1 protein-coding gene and 1 pseudogene are annotated in these 22538 nt (G+C 72.4%); both read right to left on the reverse strand.

The window, feature by feature from the left end; translation table 11 throughout:
- Positions 1–23: 23 nt before the first annotated feature.
- Positions 24–22169, reverse strand: a complete 22146-nt coding sequence (locus C8E87_RS46210; RefSeq protein ID WP_243755212.1) for a type I polyketide synthase — start codon at positions 22167–22169, stop codon at positions 24–26.
- Positions 22146–22412 (reverse strand): annotated as a pseudogene (locus C8E87_RS46215) (type I polyketide synthase); the annotation flags it as partial. The pseudogene C8E87_RS46215 and the gene C8E87_RS46210, both read right to left, overlap by 24 nt.
- Positions 22413–22538: the final 126 nt, after the last annotated feature.

Raw genomic sequence — 22538 nt, forward strand, 5'->3', positions numbered from 1 at the left:
GAGTGGGAGGTCGTAGTAGCCGGTCACGACAGGCCGAGCTCGTTGTTGATGAAGTCGAGGACCTCGTCCCGGCTCGCATCGCTGAGCTTCTCGGTCACCGTGGTGGCGGACTTGGCCTTACGGGCCGCCTCGTCGAGGCCGGCCGCCAGGAGCTGGAGCCGTGCGGTCAATGTGGTGCGCAGCTCGCTGTCGGCGTCGAGGGCGGTCAGCCGCGTCTCGAGCCGGTCCAGCGCCGCCAGCAGGGGCAGTTCCTCGGCCGGGCCGGAGGTGAGCAGGCCGCGCAGGTGCTCGGTGAGCACCCGCGGCGTCGGGTAGTCGAAGACCACCGTGGCGGCCAGGGTGAGCCCGGTGGCGGCGGCCAGCCGGTTACGGAACTCGACCGCGGTCAGCGAGTCGAAACCGAGGTCCCGGAACGCCTGGTCGGGTTCGATGCCGGACGGGTCGGCGTGGCCCAGGACGGCGGCCGCCTGCTCCTGGACGGCCTCCAGGATCGTCCGCTCGCGGTCGGCGTCGTTCATGCCGGCCACCCGGCTCCGCAGGGCGGGCTCGGCCGGGGCGGTCTCCGCCGCCACCGGGGTGGTCAGCGCGTCCCGTACGGCGGGTAGTTCGCTCAGCAGCGGGCTGGGCCGGGCCGCGGTGAAGACCGGGGCGAACCGAGCCCAGTCCATGTTGGCCACCGCAACCGAGGGCACGGCGTCGCCGGCCACCGCTGCCAGCATCGGGACCGCAGCGGCCGGCGCCATCGGCGCGATGCCCCGGCGGCGCAGCTGCGCCCCGGCCTCCCCGGCGCCCATCCCCGGACCGTCCCAGAGCCCCCACGCCACGCTGGTCACCGGCCGTCCGGCGGCGCGCTGGATCCGGGCGAAGGCGTCCAGGTAAGCGTTCGCGGCGGCGTAAACCCCTTGCATTCCACTACCCCACACCGCCGCGATCGAGGAAAACACCAGAAACGCGTCGAGCCGGGACGGATCCAGCAGCTCGGCGAGGTGCCGGGTGGCGTCCACCTTGGGCGCCATGATCTGGGCCGCCTCGTCGAGGGTGGTGTCCGCGACGGCGGTGGCCTGGCCGAGCCCGGCGGTGTGCACGACGGCCCGGATCCGGTCGGCGCCGATCCGCTCGACCAGGGCAGCCAGCTGGTCCCGGTCGGCCACGTCGCAGGCGGCCACGGTGACCTCGACCCCGGTGGCGGCCAGTTCGTCGCGCAGGCCGGGGTCCAGGGCGCCGAGCCCGGAGCGGGACACGAGCACCAGGTGCTCGGCGCCGCCGGCCGCCGCCCAGCGGGCCACGTGGGCGCCGAGGCCGCCGGTGCCGCCGGTGATCAGCACGGTGCCGCGCGGCGTCCACGGGCTGCCGTTCAGCGGGCCTCCGGGGGTCAGGCGGCGGCCGTGGACACCGTTCGGGCGTACGGCGACCTGGTCCTCCCCGTCCCACCCGGTGAGCACCGCACACCACGTCTCGGGCCGGACGCGGCCGGTCGGCGGGAGGTCGATCAGGCCACCCCAGCGCCGCGGGTGTTCGAGGCCGATCACCCGGCCCAGGCCCCACACGGCGGCGGCGTCCGGGTCCGTGACCGGGTCGGCCGGGCCGGTTCCGGCGGCACCCCGGGTGACAACCCACAACGGCGCCTCGACCCCGGCGTCCCCGAGCGCCTGGGCGGTCACCAGCAGCGACGCCACCGGGTCGGCGGCGGGCGGCAGCCAGATGACACCGCGCGGCGGTTCGGTGACGGCTGCCCGGATCCGGTCGGCCAGCGCCTCGCGGCCGGCAACCGGGTCCGCGGCGATGTGAGTGACCCGGGCTCCGTGACCCGCCAGGCCATCCGTGACCTCCGCGGCGGCGCCGGCCGGGGCCACCAGCAGCCAGGACCCGGTCACGTCGACCGCCGGGGCGCCGGTCAGCGGCCGCCAGGCCTCCTGGACCCGCCAGTCGCCGGCCGCGCGGGCCGGGGTGAACCGGTGGGCGTCGGCCGTCGGCCAGTACCGCTGGTGCTGGAACGGGTAGGTCGGCAGCCCGGTCAGGCGCGGCCCGCCGGTCCCGGTCACGGCCGCCCAGTCGACGGCGCCGCCGTGGGTGTGCACCCCGGCCAGCGCGGTCAGCACGGTCCGGGCCTCGTCGCGGTCGCGGCGCATCACCGGCAACCAGGTCCCGGCGTCCGGCTCGGCCATCGCGGTCAGCGAGCCACCCGGCCCGACCTCGACGAACACGCTGATGCCGTCGTTGCGCAGCTCGGTCACCGCGTCGTGGAACGGCACGGCCTCGCGGGCGTGCCGGACCCAGAACTCCGGGTCGCTCACCGCGCCGCCGACCACCGGGATCCGCGGCTCGTGCCACGCGACACCGGCCAGGACGGCAGCGAACGAGGCCAGCATGGGCTCCATCAACGGCGAGTGGAAAGCGTGGCTCACCCGCAACCGCCGGGATCGGCCCGGCCACCGCGCGGCCAGCTCTTCGACCAAGCCCTCGTCGCCCGAGATGACCGTGGACGACGGCCCGTTCACGGCGGCTATACCGACCCGGTCGGTGTGGCCGGCGATCAGTTCCCGCGCCTGAGCCGGCGAGGCGTCCAGGGCGGCCATCGCGCCCGGTTCCGACAGCTCCGACATCAGCCGGCCGCGGACGGCGACCACCCGGGCCGCGTCCGGCAGGTCGAGCACGCCCGCCACGTGGGCGGCCGCCAGCAGGCCGACCGAGTGCCCGGCCAGCCGGTCCGGGGTGACGCCCCACGAACGCAGCAGCCGGTACAGCGCGACCTGGACCGCGAACAGCGCCGGCTGGGTGTACTCGGTGCGGTCGAGGTCCTCGTCGGTGATGACGTCGCGCAGCGGGCGCCGCAGGTGCCGGTCGAGCTCGGCGGCGACCTCGTCGAACGCCTCGGCGTAGACCGGGTAGGCCGCGTACAGGCGCCGGCCCATGTCCAGGTACTGGCTGCCCTGGCCGGTGAAGACCATCGCTGTACGGGCGGTGGAGTGCACCACGCCGGTGTCCTGCAGGGCGGCCAGGGCCTCGGCGAGCTCGTCCCGGTCGGCGCCGACGACCACCGCGCGGTGTGACAGGCCGGTGGTGCGGGTGCCGGTCAGGGCCCGCGCGATCCGGGCCGCGTCGAGCTCGGGGCCGGCCGTCACGTACCGCCGGAGCTTGCCCGCCTGTTCCCGCAGCGCCTGCTCGCTGCGCGCGGACAACACCCACGGCACCATCGCGAGCGGGGGCGCGGCTGCCGGCTCGGCGACCGGTTCGGCCTCCTCGAGGATCAGGTGGGCGTTCGTGCCGCTGATGCCGAACGAGGACACGCCCGCCCGGCGGGGCCTTCCGTCCGCCGCCCAGGGCCGCGGCGCGGTCAGCAGCTCGATCGCGCCGGCCGACCAGTCCACGTGCGAGGAGGGCGCGTCCACGTGCAGCGTCCTCGGCAGCAGGCCGTGCCGCATCGCCAGGACCATCTTGATCACCCCGGCGGCGCCGGCCGCACCCTGGGTGTGGCCGATGTTCGACTTGACCGAGCCGAGCCACAGCGGCCGGTCGGCGGGGCGGTTCTGGCCGTACGTCGCCAGCAGGGCCTGGGCCTCGATCGGGTCGCCGAGTCTGGTGCCGGTGCCGTGCGCCTCCACCACGTCGACGTCGGCGGCGGTCAGGCGGGAGTTGGCCAGCGCCTGCCGGATGACCCGCTGCTGCGAGGGGCCGTTCGGGGCGCTGAGGCCGTTGGAGGCGCCGTCCTGGTTGACCGCGCTCCCCCGGATCACCGCCAGCACCTGGTGGCCGTTGCGGCGGGCGTCGGACAGCCGTTCCAGCACCAGAATGCTCACCCCCTCGGCCATGCCCATCCCGTCGGCCGCGTCCGAGAACGCCTTGCACCGGCCGTCGGAGGCCACCGCCTGCTGCTGGACGAAGCCGACCAGGGTGGCCGGGGTGGCCATCACGGTGACGCCGCCGGCCACCGCCAGCGAGCACTCCCCGGACCGCAGCGCCTGGCCCGCCATGTGCAGCGCGACCAGCGACGACGAGCACGCGGTGTCGACCGAGACGGCCGGACCTTCCAGACCCAGCGCGTACGCGACCCGGCCGGACAGCACGCTTGCCGCGTTGCCGGTGACCGCGTGGCCGGCGTTGTCGTCGGCGGCCATCGCGAGCAGCGTCGAGTAGTCCTGGCCGGTGTTGCCGATGTAGACGCCGGTGCTGGAACCGCGCAGCCCGGCCGGGTCGATGCCGGCGTCCTCCAGGCCCTGCCAGACCGTTTCCAGCAGCAGCCGCTGCTGCGGGTCCATGGCCAGCGCCTCGCGCGGGCTGATCCCGAAGAACGCGGCGTCGAACCCGGCCGCGTCGGCCAGGAACCCGCCCTGCCCGGTGGCGACCACCTCGGGCGGGAACGCGCTCAGGTCCCAGCCGCGGTCCGTGGGCAGTCCGCTGATCGCGTCGCCGCCGTCGGTAAGCAACTGCCACAGCTGGTCGGGGCTCTCCACCCCGCCCGGCAGCCGGCAGCTGAGGCCGACGATCGCGACCGGTTCGTCGGTGGCCGCGGCGGTGGCGACGACCGGGGCCGGCTCGGCCTTGGCGCCGGTCAGCTCGGTCAGCAGGTGCGCGGCCAGGGCCTGCGGGGTCGGGTGGTCGAACACCAACGTGGCCGGCAGCGCCAGCCCGGTAGCGGTGACCAGGCGGTTGCGCAGCTCGACGGCGGTGATCGAGTCGAACCCGATCTCCCGGAACGCCGTGCCGGCCGCGATCGTCTGCCCGTCCGCGTACCCGAGGACGACGCCCGCATGCTGGGCGACCAGGTCGATCAGCAGCCGGTCACGGTCGGCCGGGGCGGCCTGGGCCACCCGCTGGGCGAGCCCGCTGTCCCCGTCGGCGGTGTCCTGGCTGCCCAGGATCTCGCGTACCTGGGGAAGGTGACCGATCAGCGGGCTCGGGCGGCGGGCGGTGAAGACCGGCGCGAACCGTTCCCAGTCCATGTCGGCGATCGCGATGTTCGGCAGCCGCAGGTCCAGCGCCTGGCGGAGACCTTCCAGCGCGGTGCCCGGGTCCATGAACCGCAGGCCCTGCCCCATCACGGTCTCCGGGGTGACCTCGACCCGGTCGGCCGCAGGCGCGGTGTTCACGGTCTCCGCGGCCCAGATGCCCCAGTCCACGCAGACGACCGGGAAACCCTGGGAATGAGCCGTTTGGGCGTACGCGTCGAGGAACGCGTTGGCGGCAGCGTAGGCGCCGTGCAGGCCACTGCCCCACAGCCCGGCGATCGACGAGAACAGCACCATCGCGTCCAGCTCGGCGGGGTTCAGCACCCGGCCCAGCTCCCAGGCGCCCACCACCTTGGCCCGCAGGACGTCGGCCAGGGCGGCCGGATCCAGGCGGTCCAGGGAGTTCAGCTCGATCAGGGCCGCGGCGTGCACCACTGTGCGGACCGGCGTGCCGCGGACGGCCAGCCGGTCCACCAGCCCGGCCAGTGCCGGGCCGTCGGCCGCGTCGCACGCGATCACCTCGACCCGGGCCGGGCCGCCGTCCACCGCGGCCAGCAGCTGGGCGACCCCCGGCGCGGCGATCCCGCGCCGGCTGGTGACCACGATGTGCGCGGCGCCGAGGGCGGTCAGCCACCGCACCAGGTGGGCGCCGAGGGCGCCGGTACCTCCGGTGACCAGGACCGTGCCGGACGGCCGCCAGCGCTCGGCGGCCGGGACCGGCGCCGGTTCGTGCCGAGCCAGCCGGGCCGCGTAAACGCCGTCCTCGCGGATCGCCACCTGGTCCTCGCCGTCCCAGCCGGCCAGCACCGCGCACCAGGCCCGTTCGGACCGGGTGTCCCAGTGTTCCGGCAGGTCGACGACGCCGCCGAACCGGTCCGGACACTCGAGCGCGGTCACCCGGCCGAGGCCCCACACCATTGCCTGCAACGGACGGTCCGGCACGCCACCGCCGGCGCCGACCGCGCCCCGGGTCAGCAGCCACAGCCGGGCCTCGATGCCCGCGTCGCCGAGCGCCTGGGTCAGCACGAGCGTGGCGGCCGCGCCGGCACTGACGAGCGGGCCGGCCGGGCCGGCCGGTTCGTCCAGTGCGAGCAGCGACACCACGGCCCGGACCGGCTCGTCACCCGCGGCGGCCCGCAGCAGGCCGGCCAGCTCGTCGCGCCGTACGGCCGTGGCCTGGTCAACCTCGACCAGCCGGACCTCGGCGCCGTGCGCGGCCAGGATCTCGGGTTCCCGGCCCGTGTACCCGGCCGGGGCGATCACCAGCCAGGTGCCGTGCAGCCGGGCGGCCGGCTCACCGCGCAGCGCCGTCCAGTCCAGCCGGTACCACCACTGCGCCAGCGGCGACCCGCCGTGTTGCTGCCGGGCCCACCGCGACAACGCCGGCATCAGCTGCTGCAGCGAGTCCCGGTCCGGCTCCGGCAGGTCGAGCGCCGCCGCGAGCGAGTCCACGTCCTGGCGCTGGATCGCCTGCCAGAGCTCGGCTCCCGCCCCGGACACCGCCGCCACCCGCGGCCAGAACCGCTCGTGCTGGAACGGGTAGGTGGGCAGGCTGAGCGGGACGGCCGGGCGCTCACCCAGCGCACGCGTCCAGTCGACCTCGACGCCGGCCGTGTGCAGGGTGGCCGCCGCCCGCAGGAACCGGGCCAGGGTGTCCTCGTCGCGGCGCAGGCTGCCGGTCACCACCAGGCCGTCGCCCGCCTGCTCGACCGCCATCGTCAGCACCGGATGCGGGCTCATCTCGACAAAGGTCCGGTGACCGGCCGCGATCAACGCCTGCACGGTGTCGGCGAAACGCACGGTCTGCCGCAAGTTGGTGTACCAGTAGTCGCCGTCCAGCACGCTGGTCTCGATCGGCTCCGCGTGGACCGTCGAATAGAACGGCACCCCGCCCGCGACCGGCGTCAGCCCGGCCAGGTCGGCGGCGAGCTGGTCGCGCACCGGCTCGACCTCGGCCGAGTGGGAGGCGTAGTCGACCAGGATCCGCCGCGCGTTCAGTTCGGGATGGACTTCCAGGAACTCCTCGCAGGCGTCCGCCGGACCGGCCACCACCACCTGGGACGGGCCGTTGACCGCCGCCACCGCAAGGCCGAAACGCGCCAGCAGCGGCTCGACCTCGGCCGGCGGCTCGGGCACCGACACCATCCCGCCACCACCCGCGATCGCGGCAATCGCCTGACTGCGCAACGCCACCACCCGCGCGCCGTCAACCAGCGACAACCCACCGGCCACCACCGCCGCCGCGATCTCACCCTGCGAATGGCCGATCACCGCCGCCGGCTCGACACCCCAATGCCGCCACAACTCCGCCAGCGACACCATCACCGCCCACAACGCCGGCTGCACCACGTCCACCCGGCGCAGCGTCGCCCGGTCGGCGAGCACCTCCCGCAGCGACCAGTCCACGAACGGCGCCAACGCCTGTTCGCAACGCTCCATCGCCGCCGCGAAAACCGGATCCGACTCCCACAGGCCGAGCCCCATTCCGGTCCATTGCGCACCCTGGCCCGGGAACACGAACACGGCTCCGGCGCCACCCGTCTTGGCCGGTCCGCGAACCGCGTCGACGTCGGCCAGCGAGGCGAGCAGCTGGCCGCGGTCGGCGCCGAGGACCACCGCGCGGTGTGGCAGCCGGGCCCGGCCGTTCAGCAGCACCCGGCCGACCCGGGCGAGGTCCAGCTCCGGTTCCTCGGCCACGAACCGCCGCAGCCGGGCCGCTTGCTCCCGCAGGGCCTGCTCGCTGCGCGCCGACAGCACCCAGGGAACCACCTGCGGCGTCGCGCTCGTGGTGACCGGCGCGGCGTCCGCCTCTTCCAGGATCACGTGCGCGTTGGTGCCACTGATACCGAACGACGACACACCAGCCCGGCGCTTACGGCCGTCCGCCTCCCACGGGCGGGCCTCGGTCAACAGCTCGACATCGCCGGACGCCCAGTCCACGTGCGACGACGGCGCGTCGACATGCAGCGTCTTCGGCAGCACGCCATGCCGCATCGCCAGAACCATCTTGATGATGCCCGCGACACCGGCGGCCGACTGGGTGTGACCGATGTTCGACTTGATCGAGCCGAGCCACAACGGCCGATCCTCGGGACGGTCCTGACCGTACGTCGCCAGCAGAGCCTGCGCCTCGATCGGATCACCCAGCGTGGTGCCGGTGCCGTGCGCCTCCACAGCGTCGATGTCAGCGGCGCTCAGCCCGGCGTTCGCCAGGGCCTGCCGGATCACTCGCTGCTGCGACGGGCCGTTGGGGGCGCTCAAGCCGTTCGACGCGCCGTCCTGGTTGACCGCCGTGCCCCGGACCACGGCCAGCACCCGGTGGCCGTTACGGCGAGCGTCGGACAGCCGTTCCAACACGATGATGCCGACGCCCTCACTCCAACCGGTGCCGTTCGCCTCGTCCGCGAACGCCCGGCACCGGCCGTCCGGGGACAGGCCGCCCTGGCGGGAGAACTCGGTGAAGATGCCCGGCGTGGCCATCACGGTCACGCCGCCGGCCAGGGCCAGCCCGCACTCGCCGGAGCGCAGCGCCTGGCTCGCGAGATGCAAGGCGACCAGCGAGGACGAGCACGCGGTGTCGACCGAGACCGCCGGGCCTTCCAACCCCAGGGTGTACGCCACCCGGCCGGACGCCACGCTGGTCGTCGACCCGGTCAGCAGGTGGCCCTCGCCGACGTCCGCGCCCAGGCCGTACCCGGAGCTGGAAACGCCGACGTAGACGCCGGTGTCGGTGCCACGCAGACCGCTCGGGTCGACACCCGCGTCCTCCAGCGCCTGCCACGTCGTTTCCAGCAGCAGCCGCTGCTGCGGATCCATGGCCAGCGCCTCACGCGGGCTGATCCCGAAGAACGCGGCATCGAAACCCGCCACGTCGGTCAGGAACCCGCCACGGGCGGTGCTGCTGGCACCCTCGGCCAGGGCGCCGAGGTCCCAGCCGCGGTCGGCCGGGAACGCGCCGATCCCGTCACCGCCGGACGCCAGCATCTGCCACAACTGCTGCGGCGAGTCCACGCCGCCCGGGAAGCGGCAGCTCATGCCCACGATCGCGATCGGCTCGTCGGTGGCCGACACGGTGGCCTTCACCGAGGCGACCTGCACGTCGGCCCCGGCGACCTCGGCCAGCAGGTAACCGGCCAGCGCGCGCGGCGTCGGGTAGTCGAAAACGAGGGTGGCCGGCAGCCGCAGACCGCTCACGCCCGCCAGCCGGTTACGCAGCTCGACCGCGGTCAGCGAGTCGAAGCCGAGATCCCGGAACACCGCGTCGGCGTCCACCGCCTGGCTGCCGCTGTGCCCCAGCACCACCGCGGCCTGGGCACGCACCAGCTCCAGCACCAGGCCTTCCTGCTCGGCCGCGCCGAGCCCGGCCAGCGAGGCGGCGAGCCGCCCGGACAGGTCGGCACCGGCCGCCACCCGGCGTGAGGTGCCGGCCAGGGCCCGCAGCAGCGGCGCCACCACACCTGACCGCCGCAGCCCGGCCACGTCGAGCCGCATCGGCACCAGCACCGGGCGACCGTCGGCGAGCGCCGCGTCGAACAGCGCCATGCCCTGCTCGCGGGAGAGGGCCTGGACGCCGCCGCGGTTCATCCGGGCCAGGTCGTTGTCACCGAGGGTCCCTGTCATCGCCGAACGTTCGGCCCACAGACCCCAGGCCAGCGACTGACCCGGCAGGCCGAGCGACTGCCGCCGCTGGGCCAGGGCGTCGAGGTACGCGTTGGCCGCCGCGTAGTTGCCCTGACCGGCCGCGCCGAACGTGGCCGACGCCGACGAGTACAGCACGAACAGCGCCAGGTCGGCGTCGCGCGTGAGCCCGTGCAGATTCCAGGCGGCGTCGGCCTTGGCCCGCAGGACGGTCGCGAGGCGTTCCGGGGTCAGCGACTCCACCGTGGCGTCGTCGAGCACACCTGCCGTGTGCACCACCCCGGTCAGCTTCCGGTCGGCGATCACCGCCGCCAGGGCCACCCGGTCGGCCGCGTCGCAGGCGGTGATGCGTACCCGCGAACCGGCTTCCGCCAAGTCCGCCGCCAGCCGGGCCGCGCCTTCCGCGTGCACGCCACGGCGCGAGAGCAGCAGCAGGTCACCGCCCAGGTGCCGGGCCAGCATCGAACCCAGCGCGCCGGTGCCACCGGTGATGAGCACCGTGCCGTCCGGGTCCGGAGCCGGGTAACGCAGCACAACCTTGCCGACGTGCCGGGCCGCCTGCAGGTAACGCAGTGCCTCGACCGCCCGCGCCGCCTCGAACACGGTGACCGGCGGCAGCTGCAGCCCTCCGGCCGCGAACATCCCGACCAGCTCGGCCAGCATCCCGGTCAGCCGGTCGGGACCAGCCTCCATCAGGTCGAACGCGCGGTACGTGACGTCCGGCATCGCGTGCGGATCGCGGATGTCGGCCTTGCCCATTTCCAGGAAGATGCCACCGGGTGCCAGCAGTTCCAGCGAGGCGTCCACGAACGGCCCGGTCAGCGCGTTGAGCACCACGTCGACCCCGCCGGCGAACTTCTCCCGGAACTCGAGATCCCGCGACGAGGCCACCCGCTCCGGCGGGATGCCGAGGCCGTACAGGACCTCCTGCTTGGCGGGGCTCGCGGTGGCGTACACCTCAAGACCCCACGCCTGGGCGAGCTGGATCGCCGCCATCCCGACCCCGCCCGCACCGGCGTGGATGAGGATCCGCCGGCCGGGCCGCACATCGGCGAGATCGCGCAGCGCGTAGAAGGCGGTCAGGAACACCACCGGCACGGCCGCCGCATCCGTCATCGACCACTCCCCCGGCATCCGGGTGACCAGCCGGGCGTCGGTGACGACCACCGGTCCCAGGCCGGCGCCCTGGCCGAACACGCGATCCCCCGGGCGCAGAGCGGTCACGTCGGGCGCGGTCTCCAGCACCACGCCGGCCAGCTCGCCACCCATCATGGCTGCCGGGTCCGGGTACATGCCCAGCCCGATCAGCACGTCCCGGAAGTTCAACCCTTGGGCGTGCACCGCCACCCGCACCTCACCGGCTGCCAGCGGAGCCGTGGCACGCGGGTACGCCAGCGTGGTCAGGTTGTCGAGCGCACCCGGCGCCGACATGCCCATCCGCTGCCCCGCGCCGACGGCCAGGCTGCCGCGGGCGGCGCGTACCAACCGGCGGACATACGGGACGCCGTCGGCCAGCACCACTTCCGGCTCCCCGGAAGCCACGATCTGCCGCAGAATCTCGTCCGAGGGCTGATCCGGGTCATCCGTGTCGACGAGCACGAACCGGTCGGGGTGCTCGGACTGCGCCGACCGCACCAGACCCCACACCGCGGCCGCACCCAGATCCATGCCGTCCGAGGCGCCCCGGGTCAGCACCATCAGACGCTTGTCCGCCGACGCCGGATCAGCCAACCAGTCCTGCACACGACGCAGCGCCACCTCGACGTCCGGCGCAGCCGGGCTCCACACCACCACGCCGGCAAGACCACCGTCTTCCGCCCGCCCCACGGGGTCGGACACGTCGGCTTGCGGCAGCGGGAACAGCTCCACCACGAACAGCGACCGGGCGGCGTCGGGCGCCTCAACCGGGGCGGCCGGCGCCCGCAGCAGCAACGACTCCGCCGTCAGGACCGGCTGCCCGGCGGCGTCGAACGTGGCCACCCGGACCGCGTCGGCCGTCTCCTCGTGGCGGCTCAGCCGCACCCGCAGGGTGCTCGCGCCGCCGGCGTGCAGCCGTACCCCGTTCCAGCCGAACGGCAAAAGCGCCCGGCCGCCGTCGAGCAACCCGCCCACCCCGATCGCGTGGGTGGCGGCGTCCAGCAGGGCCGGGTGCAGGCCGAACCGGTCGGCGTCACCCGGGTCGGGCAGGGCCACCTCGGCGTACACCGCCGACTCGGAACGCCACACCGCTCGCAGGCCCTGGAACAGCGGGCCGTAGCCGTAGCCGGCCCGTTCCAGGTTCTCGTACGCGCCCTCCACGTCGACCGGTTCCGCGCCGGCCGGCGGCCAGGCCGGTGGTTCCACCTCGCTGGCCGTGGACTCCGGGCTGAGCACACCGGTGGCGTGCCGCGTCCAGGGGCCTTCGCCCTGCTCCGGGCGGGAGTAGACGTTCACCGGGCGGCGGCCGCTCTCGTCGGCGTCCCCGGCCCACACCTGCACCTGGATGCCGCCCTGGGCCGGGACCACCAGCGGCATCTGCAGGGTGAGCTCGTCGATCACGGCACATCCGACCTGGTCGGCGGCCCACATCACCATTTCGACGAACGCCGTGCCAGGCAGCAGCACCGAGCCGAGCACGACGTGATCGGCCAGCCAGGGCTGGGCGGCCAGCGACAGCCGGCCGGTCAGCAGCATGCCGTCGCCGTCGGCCAGCCAGACCGCGGCACCGACCAGGGGATGGTTGGCGGCGTTCTGGCCGAACGCTCCGGCGTCACCGGCCCAGGCGCCGGTCAGGCGAGGCCAGTACCGCTCGTGCTGGAAGGGGTACGTCGGCAGTTCGGCCGTCGCCGGTTCGGCGCCGAGCAGTGCGGTCCAGTCCATCGAGCCGCCGTGCGCGTGGATCCCGGCCGCGGCGGCCAGCGCCGTCAGCGGCTCGTCGCGGTCGCGGCGCAGCACCGGAAGCCAGGTCCCGGCATCGGCCGCCATCGCCGACAGCGTCGCGTCCGGGCCGATCTCCACAAACAGGTGCCCTTCGAGCTCGGTCACCATGTCGTGGAACGGCACCGCCTCACGAGCATGCCGCACCCAGAACTCCGGCCGGTCCACCTCCCCGCCAACCACCGGCAACTCAGGCGCGTGCCAGGTCAACTCGGACAAGACAGCGGCGAAATCAGCGAGCATCGGCTCCATCAACGGCGAATGGAACGCATGGCTCACCTTCAACCGACGCGACCTGCCCGGCCACCGCGCCGCCAACTCCTCAACCACAGCCTCGTCACCCGAGATCACCGTGGAGGACGGGCCGTTCACCGCCGCCACACCAACCCGATCGGTGTAACCAGCGATCAACGCCTCCGCCTCGGCCTGGGAGGCGTCCAGGGCCACCATCGCCCCACCGGTCGGGAGCTGCTGCATCAGACGGCCGCGCGCTTTGACCAACCGGGCCGCATCCGCCAGATCCAGCACCCCGGCCACGTGGGCCGCCGCGATCAAACCGATCGAGTGACCACCGAGGGCCGCCGGCGTCACACCCCACGACTCGTACAGCCGGAACAAGGCCACCTGCACCGCGAACAGGGCCGGCTGGGTGAACTCCGTACGGTCCAGTTCCTCGCCGTCGATCACCTCATGCAAGGGCAGGTCCAGCGCGGCTGACACCTCGTCGAACGCCGCCGCGTACGCGGGAAACGCCTCGTAAAGGCCGAGACCCATCCCCCGGCGCTGACTGCCCTGACCGGAGAACATCAACGCCACCCGCGCGCCCGCACCCGCGACACCGGTCACCGCCGCCGGCGAACGGTCCAGATCGGCCAAGCCGTCGAGCAGCGTGTCACGATCGGAGCCCAGCACCACCGCGCGGTGCGGCAACCGGGCCCGGCCGTTCAGCAGCGCCCGGCCGACCTGCGCAAGGTCCAGACCGGGCCGCTCCTCGACGAATCGCCGCAGCCGCAACGCCTGCTCCCGCAAGGCGCTCTCGCTGCGGGCGGACACCAGCCACGGCACCACCGGAAGCGCCGGGCCTTCCGAAACGGGCGACGGCTCGGCCTCTTCCAGGATCACGTGCGCGTTGGTGCCACTGATCCCGAACGACGACACACCCGCCCGCCGGGGACGTTCGGCCGCCTCCCACGGCCGCGATTGCGAGAGCAGCCGCACGGCACCCGCCGACCAGTCCACATGCGACGACGGAGTCTCCGCATGCAACGTCCTCGGCAGCACACCGTTTCGCATCGCCAAGACCATCTTGATGATCCCCGCAACACCCGCAGCCGCCTGCGTATGACCGATGTTCGACTTGATCGCACCCAACCACAACGGCCGACCCTCAGACCGCCCCTGACCATAGGTCGCCAACAACGCCTGCGCCTCGATCGGATCACCCAGCCTCGTGCCCGTACCGTGCGCCTCCACCGCATCGACATCGACCGGGTCCAGACCCGCATTCGCCAGCGCCTGACGAATCACCCGCTGCTGCGACGGACCATTCGGAGCCGTCATACCGTTCGAAGCACCGTCCTGATTGACCGCCGTACCCCGAACCACCGCCAACACCCGATGACCCTTCCGGCGGGCATCGGACAGCCGCTCCAGAACCAGAACACCAACGCCCTCGCCCCAACCAGTACCGTCCGCACCATCACCGAACGCCTTACACCGGCCGTCGGTGGCCAGACCGTCCTGGCGGGCGAACTCCACAAACGTGCCCGGCGTGGCCATCACCGTCACACCACCAGCAAGAGCCAGCGAACACTCACCGGACCGCAGCGCCTGCCCCGCCATGTGCAGGGCAACCAGCGACGACGAACAGGCGGTGTCAACCGAGACCGCCGGACCTTCCAACCCCAGCGTGTACGCAAGCCGGCCCGACATCACACTCGCCGCGTTACCCGTACTGAGGAAACCCTCGCCATCGGAACCGGCCAACCCGAGGAGCACCGGATAGTCCTGACCGTTGGTGCCCACATACACACCGGTGTCCGAACCCCGCAACCCCACCGGATCCACCCCGGCATCCTCCAGAGCCTGCCACGCCGACTCCAACAGAAGCCGCTGCTGCGGATCCATCGCGAGGGCCTCACGCGGACTGATCCCGAAGAACGCGGCGTCGAACCCGGCCACGTCGGCCAGGAAGCCGCCCTGGTCGGGGATGCTGAGCCCGTCCGGCAGGAACGACAGGTCCCAACCCCGATCCGCGGGGAACGCGCCGATCCCGTCACCGCCTGCCGCGAGCAGTTCCCACAGGGCCCGCGGGCCGTCCGCGCCGGGGAATCGGCAGCTCATGCCCACGATGGCGATCGGTTCGTCGGTCATCCCGACGGTCGCCACGGCCGAGGCCGCCTGGGTCGCCACGCCGGTCAGCTCACCGAGCAGGAACTCGGCCAGCGCCACCGGCGTCGGGTAGTCGAACACCAGGGTCGCCGGCAGGGTCAGACCGGTCTCGGCAGCCAACCGGTTACGCAGCTCGACCGCGGTCAGCGAATCGAACCCCATCTCCCGGAACGCCGTACCAGCCTCCACCGCAGCAGCGTCAGCATGCCCAAGAACAGCCGCCGCCTGCCCACGAACCACGGCCAGCACCATCGCCGCCCGATCACCGACGGCAGCCTGCCGCACCCGAACCGCCAACCCGGAAAGCTCCCCAACGGGTCCATCGACCACGACAAGGGCGTCCTGCACCTCCGGCAGACCCGACAGCAAAGCACTCGGCCGGGCCACCGTGAACACCGGAGCAAACCGCGCCCAGTCCACGTCGGCGATGCACACCGAACTCACACCCCGACCCACCGCGTCGGCCAGCGCTTGCAGAGCAAGACGCGAATCCAAAGCCCGTACGCCACGACGACGCAACTCGGACACCGTCTCCGCGTCAGCCATCCCGTCACCGGCCCACGGACCCCAAGCCACACTGACCGTGTTCGGATGCACAGCGGCATAACCATCCAGATAGGCATTGGCCGCCGCATACACACCCTGACCCGCACTACCCCACACCGCCGAGATCGACGAGAACAACACCACCGCATCCAACGGATGCCCGCCCTCGACCAGCACCTCGTGCAGAGCCCGCAAACCCTCGACCTTGCCGTCCCACACGGCCGAGATCACCTCGGGCGTGGTCTCCGCGATCGACGTGACCTGCGAGACTCCGGCCGCGTGCACGACAGCGTTGATCGGGCCGAGCGGAGCCAGGGCAGCCTTCAAAGCCTGACGATCGGCGACATCACACGCCAGCACCGTCACCCGCTTGCCCGACTCGGCCAACTCCGCCACCAACGCGCCGGAAGTCACCCCACGCCGCGACGTCAACACGACATGCTCCGCCGTAACCCAGCGCGCCACATGACCACCCAGACCACCCGTACCACCAGTGATCAACACCGTCCCACGCGGCTGCCACACTTGTTGCGACGCGCTCGCCGGGGCGTGCACCAGACGCCGGGCGAACACACCCTCAGGACGTACCGAAACCTGATCCTCACCACCACCGGCCAGCACCGCCGCCACCGCGCTGCTGAGCGGGCCGTCCGGAACCTCGACCAGACCACCCCACCGCTGCGGATACTCCAAAGCCGCCACCCGGCCAAAACCCCACACCGCAGCATCCCGGCTCAACACCCACACCTTGGCCGTACCAGGCTCTTGAAGCAGGGCGATCAGCTCACCGATCGGGTCCTCACCGGGCACCACCACCACACCGACCGGGTCGTCACCCTCAACAGAGGCGCCCGCCTCGACCAGCATCCGCCGCACACGACCATCCACGTCCTCACCGCGAACCAGCCACGTGCCCTCCAAACGAGCAGCCGGAACAGTGATCGGCGACCACGTGACCTGATAACGCCAGCCGTCCAGGACTTCGCGGTCCTTGCGGCCCTGCCGCCACCGCGCCAACGCCGGCAGCAAAGCGGTCACGCCCTGCTCATCGACCCCCAAAGTGCCCGCCAGCGCCGCGCCGTCGCCCTGCTGCACCGCCTGCCAGAACTGGGCGTCGACCGAGTTCACCGCGGGGGTGAACTCCCGGATGCGCGGCCAATACCGTTCGCGCTGGAAGGCGTAGGTCGGGAGGTCCAGCCGTTGAGCGGGGCCGGTTCCCAGGAGCGCGGTCCAGTCGACCGGGCCGCCGTGTGCCCACACGCCGCCGAGGGCCACCACCGCCGTTTGCGCCTCGTCGCGATCCCGGCGCAACGCCGGGAGCCAGACCCCCGCATCGGCCGCCATCGCCGACAGCGTCGCGTCCGGCCCGATCTCGATGAACACGTGGCCTTCGAGTTCCGTCACCATGTCGTGGAACGGCACCGCCTCACGAGCATGCCGCACCCAGAACTCCGGCCGGTCCACCTCCCCGCCAACCACCGGCAGCTCAGGCGCGTGCCACGTCAGCTCCGACAGGACCGCTGCGAAGTCGGCGAGCATCGGCTCCATCAACGGCGAGTGGAACGCGTGGCTGACACTGAGCCGCCGCGAACGACCCGGCCACCGCGCGGCCAGCTCCTCCACCAGCACCTCGTCGCCCGAGATGACCGTTGACTTCGGCCCGTTCACCGCCGCCACACCAACCCGATCGGTGTGCCCGGCAATCAGCGCTTCCGCCTCGGCCTGCGAGGCGTCCAGGGCCACCATCGCCCCACTGGCGGGGAGGTCCTGCATCAACCGGCCGCGGGTCTTGACCAGCCGCGCCGCGTCGGCCAGGTCCAGCACACCCGCAACGTGGGCCGCCGCGATCAAGCCGATCGAGTGACCGCCGAGTGCCGCCGGCGTCACACCCCACGACTCGTACAGCCGATAGAGAGCCACCTGCACCGCGAACAACGCCGGCTGCGTAAACGACGTCTGATCCAGCGAATCGCCGACGATCACCTCACGCAACGGCATATCCAGTGCCGCACACACCTCGTCGAACGCCGCCGCGTACACCGGGAACGCCTCGTAAAGCCCTTCACCCATCCCCGGGCGCTGACTGCCCTGGCCCGAGAACATCAACGCCACCCGGGAATCGGCACCCGCCACCCCGGTCACCATGTCCGAACCCAGCAGCACCGCGCGATGCGGCAAGTGCGCCCGGCCGAACGCGAGCGCCCGCGCCACCCGGACCGGATCCAGATCCGGCCGCCCGGCGGCGAACTCCCGCAGCCGGGTCACCTGCTCTTCGAGGGCCCGTTCACTACGCGCCGACAGCATCCACGGCACCACCGGCGGCCCGACCGGATCCTCGGTCACCGGGGCAGCCGGCGCCTCCTCGAGGATGACGTGGGCGTTGGTACCGCTGATCCCGAACGACGACACACCGGCCCGGCGGGGACGCTCGGCCGCCTCCCACGGCCGCGACTCTGCAAGCAGTTGCACGGCACCCGCCGACCAGTCCACGTGCGACGACGGAGTCTCCGCATGCAACGTCCTGGGCAGCACACCGTTGCGCATCGCGAGCACCATCTTGATGATGCCCGCGACACCGGCCGCCGCCTGCGTGTGACCGATGTTCGACTTGATGGCACCCAGCCACAGCGGCCGGTCCTCGGGCCGGCCCTGGCCGTACGTCGCCAGCAACGCCTGCGCCTCGATCGGGTCACCCAGCCTCGTGCCGGTGCCGTGTGCCTCCACCGCGTCGATGTCAGCGGTGGTCAGCCCGGCGTTGGCGAGGGCTTGGCGGATGACCCGCTGCTGGGACGGGCCGTTGGGGGCGGTCATGCCGTTGGAGGCGCCGTCCTGGTTGACCGCCGTGCCCCGGACCACCGCGAGCACCTCGTGACCGTTGCGGCGGGCGTCGGAGAGGCGCTCGAGAACCAGGATGCCGACACCTTCACTCCAACCGGTGCCGTCCGCGCCGTCACCGAACGCCTTGCACCGGCCGTCAGCAGCCAGGCCGTCCTGGCGGGCGAACTCCACAAACGTGCCCGGCGTGGCCATCACCGTGACACCACCAGCAAGGGCCAGCGAACACTCACCGGACCGCAATGCCTGCCCGGCCATGTGCAAGGCGACCAGCGACGACGAACAGGCGGTGTCAACCGAGACCGCCGGACCTTCCAGACCCAGCGTGTACGCGAGCCGGCCGGACATCACACTCGCCGCGTTGCCCGTACTGAGGAAGCCTTCGCCGTCGGAACCGGCCAGCCCGAGGAGCACCGGGTAGTCCTGGCCGTTGGTGCCCACGTACACGCCGGTGTCCGAACCCCGCAACCCGACCGGATCCACCCCGGCATCCTCCAGAGCCTGCCACGCGGACTCCAACAGAAGCCGCTGCTGCGGGTCCATGGCGAGGGCCTCACGCGGACTGATCCCGAAGAACCCGGCATCAAAACTCACCGCACCAGCCAGGAACCCACCCTGATCCGGCACCCTCAAACCATCCGGCAACACCGACAGATCCCAACCCCGATCGGCCGGGAAAGCACCGATCCCATCACCACCGGCCGCCAGGAACTCCCACAACTGCGCAGGCGACGAAACACCACCCGGGAACTGACAACTCATGCCCACGATGGCGATCGGTTCGTCGGTCATCCCGACGGTCGCCACGGCCGAGGCCGCCTGGGTCGCCACACCGGTCAGCTCACCGAGCAGGAACTCGGCCAGCGCCACCGGCGTCGGATAGTCGAACACCAGGGTCGCCGGCAGGGTCAGACCGGTCTCGGCAGCCAACCGGTTACGCAGCTCGACCGCGGTCAGCGAATCGAACCCCATCTCCCGGAACGCCGTACCAGCCTCCACCGCAGCAGCGTCAGCATGCCCAAGAACAGCCGCCGCCTGCCCACGAACCACGGCCAGCACCATCGCCGCCCGATCACCGACGGCAGCCTGCCGCACCCGAACCGCCAACCCGGAAAGCTCCCCAACGGGTCCATCGACCACGACAAGGGCGTCCTGCACCTCCGGCAGACCCGACAGCAAAGCACTCGGCCGGGCCACCGTGAACACCGGAGCAAACCGCGCCCAGTCCACGTCCGCCACGCACACCGAGCTCACACCCTGGCCCACCGCCCCGGCAAGTGCCTCGATCGCGAGGCGCGGGTCCATCGCCCGTACGCCACGCCGACCCAGTTCGGCGATCGTCTCGGCGTCGGCCATCCCGTCGCCGGCCCACGGGCCCCAGGCCACACTGGTGGTGTTGGGATGAGTGGCGGCATAGCCGTCCAGGTAGGCGTTGGCCGCCGCGTACACGGCCTGACCGCCGCTGCCCCAGACCGCCGAGATCGACGAGAACAGCACCACCTTGTCCAACGGGTGCCCGCCCTCGACCAGCACCTCGTGCAGAGCCCGCAAACCCTCGACCTTGCCGTCCCACACGGCCGAGATCACCTCGGGCGTGGTGCCGGCGATCGGGGCAGCCTGTCCGGCACCGGCCGCGTGGACCAGGGCGTCGACCGGGCCGATCGAGGCCAGGGCCCGCCGATCGGTCACATCACAGGCCAGCACGGACACCCGCGCGCCGGATTCCGCCAGCTCCGCCACCAGCGAACCCGACGTGACGCCCCGCCGCGACGTCAGAATCACGTGACCGGCACCGTTGGCGGCCACCCACCGCGCCACATGACCACCCAGACCACCCGTACCACCAGTGATCAACACCGCCCCACGCGGCTGCCAAACCTGAGCCGCGGCCATCGCGGGCACGCGCACCAGACGCCGGGCGAACACACCATCCGGACGTACCGAAACCTGATCCTCACCACCACCACCGGCCAGCACCGCCGCCACCGCGCCGCCGAGCGGACCATCCGGAACCTCGACCAGACCACCCCACCGCTGCGGATACTCCAAAGCCGCCACCCGGCCAAAACCCCACACCGCAGCATCCCGGCTCAACACCCACACCCGGGCCGTACCAGGCTCCTGAAGCAGCGCGATCAGCTCACCGATCGGATCCTCACCCGGCACCACCACCACACCGACCGGGTCGTCACCCTCAACCGAGGCGCCCGCCTCCACCAGCATCCGCCGCACACGACCATCCACGTCCTCACCGCGAACCAGCCACGTGCCCTCCAAACGAGCAGCCGGAACCGAGATACGAGACCAGACCACCTCATAACGCCAGCCATCCAGCAACGCCCGATCCTTACGGCCCTGCCGCCACCGCGCCAACGCCGGAAGCAAAGCGGTCACGCCCTGCTCATCGACCCCCAAAGTGCCCGCCAGCGCCGCGCCGTCACCCTGCTGCACCGCCTGCCAGAACTGGGCGTCGAACCCGTCGTCGCCGCGTACGGCCAGGTTGCGCACCCGGGGCCAGTAACGCTCGCGCTGGAAGGCGTACGTGGGAAGGTCCAGCACCGGCGCCGGGCCGTCACCCAGCAGCGCGGCCCAGTCCACTGTGCCGCCGTGGGCGTGGATCCCGGACACCGCAGTCAGCACCGCCAGCGACTCGTCCCGGTCCCGGCGCAGCACCGGAAGCCAGGTCCCGGCGTCAGCCGCCATCGCCGACAACGTCGCGTCCGGGCCGATCTCCACAAACAGGTGACCCTCGAGCTCGGTCACCATGTCGTGGAACGGCACCGCCTCACGCGCATGCCGCACCCAGAACTCGGGGTTGTCGACCTCACCGCCGACCACCGGCAACTGCGGGGCGTGCCAGGTCAACTCGGACAAGACAGCGGCGAACTCGGCGAGCATCGGCTCCATCAGCGGCGAGTGGAACGCGTGGCTCACCTTCAACCGCCGCGAACGGCCCGGCCACCGAGCCGCCAACTGTTCGACAACGGCCTCGTCGCCGGAGATGACGGTGGACTTCGGCCCGTTCACCGCCGCCACACCAACCCGATCGGTGTGCCCGGCGATCAACGCCTCTGCTTCGGCTTGGGAGGCGTCCAGGGCCACCATCGCCCCACCGGCCGGGAGTTGCTGCATCAACCGGCCGCGGGTCTTGACCAGCCGCGCCGCGTCCGCCAGGTCCAGCACACCCGCAACGTGGGCCGCCGCGATCAAGCCGATCGAGTGACCGCCCAACGCCGCCGGAGTGATGCCCCAGGATTCCAGGAGCCGGTAGACCGCGACCTGCACCGCGAACAACGCCGGCTGCGTATTCGAGGTCTCGTCCAGAGAGTCACCGACGACCACCTCACGCAACGGCATGTCCAGCGCCGCGCACACCTCGTCGAACGCTGTCGCGTACGCCGGGAAAGCTTCGTAGAGCCCGAGACCCATTCCCGGGCGCTGGCTGCCCTGACCGGAGAACAGGAACGCCACCCGGGTGTCGGTACTCGCCACGCCGGTCACGGACTCGGAGCCCAGCAGAACCGTCCGGTGCGGCAGCTGGGCCCGGCCGAACGCCAGCGCCCGGCCCACCGCCACCGGATCCGCCGCCTCGAACTCCCGCACCCGGGCCACCTGCTCGGCCAGTGCCTGGTCGCTGCGGGCGGACACCAGCCACGGCGTCACCGGCAGCGGCGGCACGTTGGCGACCACCGGCGCGGTGACCGGCTCGGCCTCTTCCAGGATCACGTGCGCGTTGGTGCCGCTGATGCCGAACGCCGAGACGCCCGCCCTGCGCGGACGACCGTCCACGTCCCACGGCCGCGACGAGGTCAGCAGCTCGATCGCGCCGGCCGACCAGTCCACGTGCGACGACGGGGTCTCCGCATGCAACGTCCTCGGCAGCACACCCCGGCGCATCGCGAGCACCATCTTGATGACCCCGGCGACACCGGCCGCCGCCTGCGTGTGACCGATGTTCGACTTGATCGCACCCAACCACAACGGCCGATCCTCAGACGCCCCTGACCGTACGTCGCCAACAACGCCTGCGCCTCAATCGGGTCACCCCAGCCTGGTGCCCGTACCGTGCGCCTCCACCGCATCGACATCGACCGGGTCCAGACCCGCATTCGCCAGCGCCTGACGAATCACCCGCTGCTGCGACGGACCATTTCGGAGCCGTCATATCTCGTTCGAAGCACCGTCCTGATTGACCGCCGTACCCCGAACCACCAACACCCGATGACCCTTCCGGCGGGCATCGGACAGCCGCTCCAGAACCAGAAC

It is taken from the genome of Paractinoplanes brasiliensis, assembly GCF_004362215.1.
GTDB classification, from domain to species: Bacteria; Actinomycetota; Actinomycetes; order Mycobacteriales; family Micromonosporaceae; genus Actinoplanes; species Actinoplanes brasiliensis.